Annotated in this window: 6 protein-coding genes and 2 pseudogenes; all 8 read left to right on the top strand. The window is 56.3% G+C overall.

Annotated features, from left to right (window positions below; translation table 11 throughout):
• Positions 1-403: 403 nt before the first annotated feature.
• Positions 404-1,678: a sugar transferase gene (locus tag QOL62_RS19325; protein ID WP_283407275.1), complete on the top strand. Its 1,275-nt coding sequence runs from the start codon at positions 404-406 to the stop codon at positions 1,676-1,678.
• Between the two features lie 13 nt (positions 1,679-1,691).
• Positions 1,692-2,834: a glycosyltransferase family 4 protein gene (locus QOL62_RS19330; RefSeq protein WP_283407276.1), complete on the top strand. Its 1,143-nt coding sequence runs from the start codon at positions 1,692-1,694 to the stop codon at positions 2,832-2,834.
• A gap of 672 nt (positions 2,835-3,506) precedes the next feature.
• A pseudogene (locus QOL62_RS19335) lies at positions 3,507-3,743 on the top strand (transposase); the annotation flags it as partial.
• A gap of 75 nt (positions 3,744-3,818) precedes the next feature.
• A complete protein-coding gene (gene tnpA, locus QOL62_RS19340) occupies positions 3,819-4,211 on the top strand; it encodes an IS66-like element accessory protein TnpA (protein ID WP_283407277.1) in 393 nt (130 codons plus the stop codon).
• Positions 4,208-4,567 (top strand): IS66 family insertion sequence element accessory protein TnpB, encoded by a 360-nt coding sequence (tnpB, locus tag QOL62_RS19345; protein WP_346770710.1) that lies wholly within the window; start codon positions 4,208-4,210, stop codon positions 4,565-4,567. The genes tnpA and tnpB overlap by 4 nt, the downstream gene beginning before the upstream one ends.
• 67 nt (positions 4,568-4,634) lie before the next feature.
• Positions 4,635-6,215: an IS66 family transposase gene (tnpC, locus tag QOL62_RS19350; protein WP_283407278.1), complete on the top strand. Its 1,581-nt coding sequence runs from the start codon at positions 4,635-4,637 to the stop codon at positions 6,213-6,215.
• 71 nt (positions 6,216-6,286) lie between these two features.
• Complete coding sequence (locus QOL62_RS19355; RefSeq protein WP_283407279.1) at positions 6,287-6,850, top strand: YecA/YgfB family protein; 564 nt, start codon at positions 6,287-6,289, stop codon at positions 6,848-6,850.
• Positions 6,851-6,887: 37 nt separating this feature from the next.
• Positions 6,888-7,217: pseudogene (locus QOL62_RS19360) on the top strand (transposase); the annotation flags it as partial.
• Positions 7,218-7,307 lie beyond the last annotated feature (90 nt).

Consider the following 7,307-nt stretch of genomic DNA (forward strand, 5'->3'; position numbering starts at 1 on the left):
CCGGCTGCCCTGCCATCATCGCCTCCGCTGCAATGCAAAGGCAGTGAATCAGCTCAAGCCCGTATCCGCCAGTGGTTTTTCGAGGCGTCCAGCTCGCCTGCACGGAAAGTCAGCCCTCCAGGCCGTGCGCGAACTCGTCGAGGGTAAGTTCGCCGTCGCCTGAGCCTTCAGGCCTTGGCCAACCCCGTGAGCAATTACATTTTCCGGGACAGGGTCACCTACTTTGACAACCTTCCGCTGGAGATGGCAAGTATGAAGCTGAATACCGATGCTGGGCGTCATACACGGAGGGCGTAGCCCGACCAGAATGACGCCCAGCATCAATAGCGAGAGAACCGGCAGACGATACAATTAACTTGGACGGGGATTTTTTCAGACAGACTGAGGCATCTCTGTTTCCTGCATGATTAAACCATCGCCAAAGGCAATAAAAACCCCCATGATAGCTGAAACAACCAACCATTACGATTTTATAATAACTGGTGCATCCGGAAATATTGGTCGCCACCTTATTCCTATACTTGCCAAAAACGGCAGGAAAGTACTGGCAGTTAGCCGTAATTCCGCCTCTCTTCGCATGCTTTATGCCGGCCTTGAAGGAGTTGATGTTGCTGATTACGAGTTCCTTGCCAACCAACAAATATGCCATACACTTGTTCACTTAGCAGTTCGAAATAATAATCAGTCAGGATCGCTTAACGATTTTATTCGAGACAATGTTGACTTCTCTACTTGGATTTGCGCCCAGTTCAACCGCATGGGGGGGCAGCGCTTTGTCAATATTGCATCGATTCAGTCACTCGACGATGCTAACACATCATATTATGCGATAAGCAAAAGGATCGCGCAACAATGCGTTAAAGATATAATTGGCGACAAGCTTGATAATGTCTATATAGGATATTTTCACGGCAAATCGTATTTCGGAAAAAGACTAAGCCCTCTTAATAGCGCAGGGATAGTTGGTAAATATATCTTTGATGTTTTTAAAATAATCAAGCCATCTACATCTTTAGGAATCATTGCCGATCACCTTCTTAAACTGGACTTTACTCCAAATAAAATTTATATTTTAACAGATGATTTACTAAAATCATCAGCCTATCGCTATGCCGTACGTGCAACTGACATTATTGTTTCAATAAGCATTTTATTATTATTGATTCCGTTTTTAATTATTATTTATGCACTTATTCGTATTGATAGTCCTGGCCCCGTGGTCTTCGCGCAGGCACGCGTGGGCAAGCATCAGGCCCTATTTACCCTCTATAAATTTCGGACAATGAAGCGGGATACTATCGCGGCCGGCACGCACGAAGTCAGCGTCAGCGCTGTTACAAGAGTTGGCAGATTTCTTCGCAAAACTAAGCTCGATGAGTTACCGCAGGCAATTAATTTATTACGAGGCGAGATGACGCTGGTTGGTCCTCGCCCTTGCCTACCTGTACAAGAAGAATTGATAAATGCGCGCTCGGTGCTTGGTGTCTATACGATGAAGCCCGGTATCACTGGCTATGCTCAGATTCGCGATATCGACATGAGCCGTCCACAAGAACTGGCGAACAGCGATCATATTTATATGAAGTTGCAATCATTATCTCTTAATCTTAAGATTATACTACTAACTGCCTTTGGTCGCGGTAGAGGAGACAAAGTAGCCCTACCAAAAGACTTATAGGAATCTGATAGTTATGAAAAAATCTAAAAGAATACTATTCTTCGTCGGGGACGCACCATTTTTTGTTTCACACCGGATAAACTTGGTCAGAGGAGCGGTGGCAAATGGCTATATGGTTACCGTCGCCTGTCCTGCTCACACGACTGCAATTAAGACAATTCTCGCAAGTGGCGCGGATTGGGCGGAGTGGAAGGTCAATCGAGGCGGCACCTCAATTTTCGGAGAGATACTGTCCTTCCTTCGAGCCTTTGCGATCGTCTGGCGCACTAAGCCAGCGATAATCCAAGCAATTGCCATTAAGTGCATACTTCATGCCGGTATTGTGTCGAAGTTCCTCCATATCCCTATAGTGGGCGCCGTATCGGGGCTTGGTTATGTCTACACAGGCAAGGCCAGCGGGATGAAGAAAGTACTGCGCCGCACGATAAATGGATTTATGGGTTTTGGTTTAAACCGCCGCAACGTCAGTTTTATTTTTCAGAATTCCGACGACGCGAAGATGGTTGAGTTTGCAGGATTAGATCAGATATCGATTCACCGTATTGGTGGCTCAGGTGTTGATCTTAGAAAAATTACAATGCAGCCGCATCCAGCCGGCGCCGGAACGCGCATCGGCCTGCCTGCGAGATTGCTCCGAGATAAGGGTGTTTATGAATTCGTCGAGGCGGCACGCGAGCTACGTCTGAGGGGTCGTAACGCTACCTTTCTGTTGATCGGTGATCCAGACCTCACAAACCCCACTTCGATCACACGTGTAGAAATTGATGCATGGCTAGCAGAAGGCGTAGTTGAATGGCTTCCCCACACCTCAGACATCGCAGCAGTGCTAGCAACCCTGCATATCATCGTTCTACCATCATATCGTGAAGGGTTTCCCAAGACGTTGATCGATGCAGCCGCCGCAGGCCGCGCATCGGTGACGAGCGATGTCCCAGGATGCCGCGACGCCATAGTTGATGGAGTGACGGGACTGCTCTGCCCAGTAAAAGAAAGTACCGCGCTAGCTGATGTTATTGATCGGTTGATTATTGATCGCGACTTATGCGTACGCATGGGCGCTGCAGCCCGTGTGCACGCAGAAAACAATTTTGATATCGATGAAGTGACTCGCCGCCACATCGAAATCTATGAAGAACGCATGTTGAGAGTAATATGATATTGAGCTGTATAACGCGCCCAAGAATCTTCCCTCGCCTTACGGACACCAATAGTAGGCTCGGTGGTTTGGGAGCGAAGCTGAAGCGTCGGTTTACTGACGATTTCAACCGCACGGTGGTAGTACTTTAGGAGATGAGCGACCGCCTAACGGCCCCGGCTTCTACGGTGATGTGATGGCGTGGACGGCTCCCTGCACCACCGTAGCTGTGCAATACTGCGATCGTTGAAGCTGGAGACCCGCAAAAACCGAGTATTTCGAGGCAGGTCAATCCGACAGCGTGATACCGATGCTGTCCGACGACGTCGAGCGCGCCGCTGGCCCGTTGCCGGGGTGATTCTGGGTGATTTGACCCGGTTCTCCCGGATTGCAGGCAGAATCAGCCCACGCTTTCCCGGCGTTCGTGGAAAATCAGCCTATTGAAGTTATAAGCGAGGTTGCAAAGGGTGAGCTTCGCTTCGGCGCGCGCCAAACCGATGGACACCCTGATTTACCTATGGTGATGATCGCGGGATTGTGATTCCATCGAGGTGAGCGATGGAGGGTTGAAGTGGCGGCACAGCGTGGCTTTTTCGATCTGGACGAGCGGTATGCAGCCGGACGCCTCGAAAAACCACTGGCGGATACGGGCTTGAGCTGATTCACTGCCTTTGCATTGCAGCGGAGGCGATGATGGCAGGGCAGCCGGGTTTCTTCGATCTTTCGAACCGATATGAAGCGTTGAGCGCGGCGGGCGATCCGCTGGAGCGTCTGGCGGCGGTCGTGGACTTTGAGGTCTTCCGGGGCCCGCTGGTGGCGGCCCTGCGCCGTGGTCCTCGCGGCAAGGGTGGGCGCCCACCCTTCGACCCGGTGCTGATGTTCAAGATCCTTGTGCTGCAGGCGCTCTACTCGCTGTCGGATGAAGCAACGTAAGCGCCGACGGAACCTGGCCTTGTGCGGATGTGGATCGGCGTGAATTTCGCGGGGCACATGGAGGCCTTGCGAGTGGATATCGAGCAGTCAAAAGAGCCTCGTATGAGCGCTCGCCGAGATGGCGGAGCGGTCGTACGGGTGGAACGGCGCCGGCACTGGAGCGACGAAGAGAAGCTGGCGATCCTGAAAGAAACCACGCAGCCCGGCGCCATCATGGCGGTGGTCGCGCGTCGGTACGGGATCGGGACCGGTCAGCTTTATACCTGGCGCAAGCAATTGCTCCGCGGCGCGATGGCCGGGTTCGTGCCGGTTGAGCTGACGCCCGCCGAACCGCTGGCCACGCAATCTGACGCCGGCCGGATCGAAATTCGGCGCGGCGGTGGCTTCACGGTATCGATCGACAAGCTGGTTGACAGAGAGACGTTGAGATTGGCGCTCGAGGTCATCGGGGAGCTTGAACGTTGAGCCTGACGCTGCCGCCGTCGGCGAAGATCTATCTGTCGCTGGCGCCGTGCGACATGCGCAAGGGCTTCGACGGGCTGTCGGCGCAAGTGCGCAACATCCTCCAGCTCGATCCATTCTCCGGCGCCGTATTTCTGTTCCGCGGCAAAAGAGGCGATAGGTTGAAGGCACTGGTCTGGGACGGATCAGGGCTTTGTCTCTATGCAAAACGTCTCGAACGCGGGAAGTTCGTATGGCCCCGAACCCAGGGCGGCGCGGCCGCCCGGCTCTCGGCCGCCCAGTTGGCGATGCTGATCGAAGGGCTGGATTGGCGGCAGGCAATTGTTCACGACGAGGTGTTCACGCCGACCCTCGCGTGAGCGATAAAGGCCCGGAAAACTGCCATTTCTATAGGCGCGAGATGCCGCTCGCGCTATAGTCTACGGCATGCGGTTCGACCTTGATCGTCTCCCCACAGACCCCGTCTTCCTGCAGAAAATGCTGCGGGAGATGGCTGAGGTCATGGAGCTGGAGCGGGCCGAACTGGGGGCGGCAAAGCAGATCGTCAAAGTTCAGGGCTTGACGATCGAAAAGCTGGAGCACCGTCTGGCCCGGCTTCTGCGCGTCCAGTTCGGTCGCAGCTCCGAGAAGATGGATATCGCGCAGCTGCGTCTGATGTTCGAAGAGGTCGATGCCCCAGAGCCGGCCAATGATGACGCACCTGCGGTGTCGAATGCGAAGCCGACGCGCAAAGCCGGAACCCGAGCACCGATCCCCGCGCATATCCCGCGGCAGACGACCCAGCATCTTCCCGAGCCATGCGGTTGCGGTGGGAACGAGACCGTCATCTGCGAAGATGTCACGGAAGTGCTGGATTACGTGCCCGCCTGCTTCCGTGTCCTACGTCATGTTCGCCCTCGCATTGCCTGTCGGTCCTGCGAAACGATCCGTCAGGCGCCGGCCATTGATCTGCCGCTGCCCAAGGTGATGGCAAGCAGCGCATTGCTCGCGCATCTCGTCGTCAGCCGCTTCGTCGATCATCAGCCCTGGCATCGCCAGTCGGTGATCCTGCGCCGCCAAGGCGTGGAGATCGATCGCGACGTGATGGGCCGCTGGTCCCGCAAGCTGGCCTGGCTGATGGCGCCGCTCGGCGAACGGTTGCTCGCCTACATCCTGGAAGCTCCAAAGATACACGGCGACGAAACGCCCGTGACCTTGCTGCAGGGCGCAGATGGTAGTCACACCGCCTACTTCTGGGTCTATCTGCGCGACAGCCGCTCAAGCGGGGATATGAGCCCGCCTGCTGTGGCGTTCCGCTTCACGACCGGGCGCGGCGGCAAGCATCCCGCAGCCCACCTTGCCGGTTACCGCGGATACCTTCAAGCGGACGGCTATGCCGGTTACAACGCGCTGTATCATGACCCCAAGACCAAGGCACCGCGCGGGGTAACGGAGGTCGGCTGCTGGGCCCACGCGCGGCGCAACTTCACCGACATTCTGGAAAAGAATCCGTCGCCGGTAGCGGCTGAAGCGGTGGTTAGGATCAGCGAGCTCTTCGCGATCGAACGCGACATCAAGGGAGCACCGCCCGATGAGCGACGGCGGGTTCGCCAGCAGCTGGCCCGCCCAAAACTGGCTGCGTTGCGACCATGGCTCGAAGCCCAGATGCAAGGATTGTCTTCGGACAGTGCCTTGGCGAAGGCATGCCGCTATCCGCTTAACCGCTGGGCGGCGATGGTTCGGTATTGCGAAGACGGCCTGCTCGAGATCAGCAACAACTTGGTCGAAAATGCCCTGCGCGGCGTTGCCCTGGGGCGGCGCAACTGGATGTTCGTCGGGTCCATCAAGGGCGGGGATGCCTCGGCGCTGTTTTACTCGCTTGCCGAAACGTGCCGCTTGAACGGCGTAGAGCCCGAAGCCTGGTTCACCGACGTCATTGCGCGTATCGGCAATCATCCAATCAACCGGATCGACGAACTCCTGCCATGGCGCTGGCAGGCCCTACGCGATACGGCTCAGGCTGCATGAACACATCACAGCCTCACTCCGCTCTGTTCACACCTCTCGCCTGGGATCCCGGTCTCCTGCCGCCCTTGGAAATGGACGGCTACCTGACCGGCGTGCTGGTGACACCAGAATTGGAAATCGCCGACTGGATTGCGGACTTGTGGACCGCGCTCCCCCCGGTGACGGATCAAGCCAGAATGGAGCAGGCCCTCGCCGCCGTTCTGACACTGTTCAGGGCGATTGAAGCGGAGCTTCAAAAGGGATGGCCGAGCTATCAACCCAGCTTCTCCGAAAGGGGGCAGAAGGCTGACCATGGCAGGGTCCGGGGATGGATGAAGGGCTTCTATCGAGCCATGAAGCTGCATCCCGAATATTGGTCAGACCTGGCCGACGACGAGCGAACAGCAACGTTCCTTGGTCTGCTGGTTGGCTTTATCGAGACAGACGAGCAGATCGAAGAACGCGAAGACGCTGACGCCATCCGCGACGAACACGCTGAGCTTCTACCGCGTGCAATCATCGGTATGAGGAAGCTGGCGCTGCTGCATGATGGTGACGCGAATGCGCTCAGATCTATCCAGGCCAACAAGGTCGGCCGTAACGATCCGTGCCCATGCGGCTCGGGCAGGAAGTACAAGCGCTGCTGCGCAGCCTAAGCGGTTAGCGTCAAGGCCGGATTCCGTCGGCGCTTACGAAGCAACCGAGTTCCAGATAAAGGACCGCCTCTCCTTCCTGCGCTTTCTGGGGCTCGGGCTCGACGGCACGGTGCCCGATGCGACGACGGTCTGGCTCTTCCGCGAGAGGCTGGTGAAGGCCAAGGCGATCGACCGCCTATTTGCCCGTTTTGATGCTGCGCTAACCGATCGGGGTTATCTCGCGATGGGCGGGCAGATCATCGACGCGACCGTGGTGCCGGCTCCGAAGCAGCGCAACACCGAGGAGGAGAAAGCGGCCATCAAGGAAGGCCGGATACCCGAGCGCTGGAAAGACAAGCCTGCGAAGATCCGGCAGAAGGATCGTGACCTGCCCCCCGGCGGTCCCTCGCTCATAACGAGAGTCTTGCGGTTGAGTATTCCGGCACGCTCGCCTGCACAAGCGCGTCGGGCGTGATGC

The sequence above is a fragment of the Novosphingobium panipatense genome, from assembly GCF_900182875.1.
GTDB classification, from domain to species: Bacteria; Pseudomonadota; Alphaproteobacteria; order Sphingomonadales; family Sphingomonadaceae; genus Novosphingobium; species Novosphingobium panipatense.

Coding starts and splice junctions, on each gene's coding strand:
- QOL62_RS19355 (WP_283407279.1), top strand. CDS start 6,287: ATGGACGGCTACCTGACCGGCGTGCTGGTGACACCAGAATTGGAAATC.
- tnpC (WP_283407278.1), top strand. CDS start 4,635: ATGCGGTTCGACCTTGATCGTCTCCCCACAGACCCCGTCTTCCTGCAG.
- QOL62_RS19325 (WP_283407275.1), top strand. CDS start 404: ATGATTAAACCATCGCCAAAGGCAATAAAAACCCCCATGATAGCTGAA.
- QOL62_RS19330 (WP_283407276.1), top strand. CDS start 1,692: ATGAAAAAATCTAAAAGAATACTATTCTTCGTCGGGGACGCACCATTT.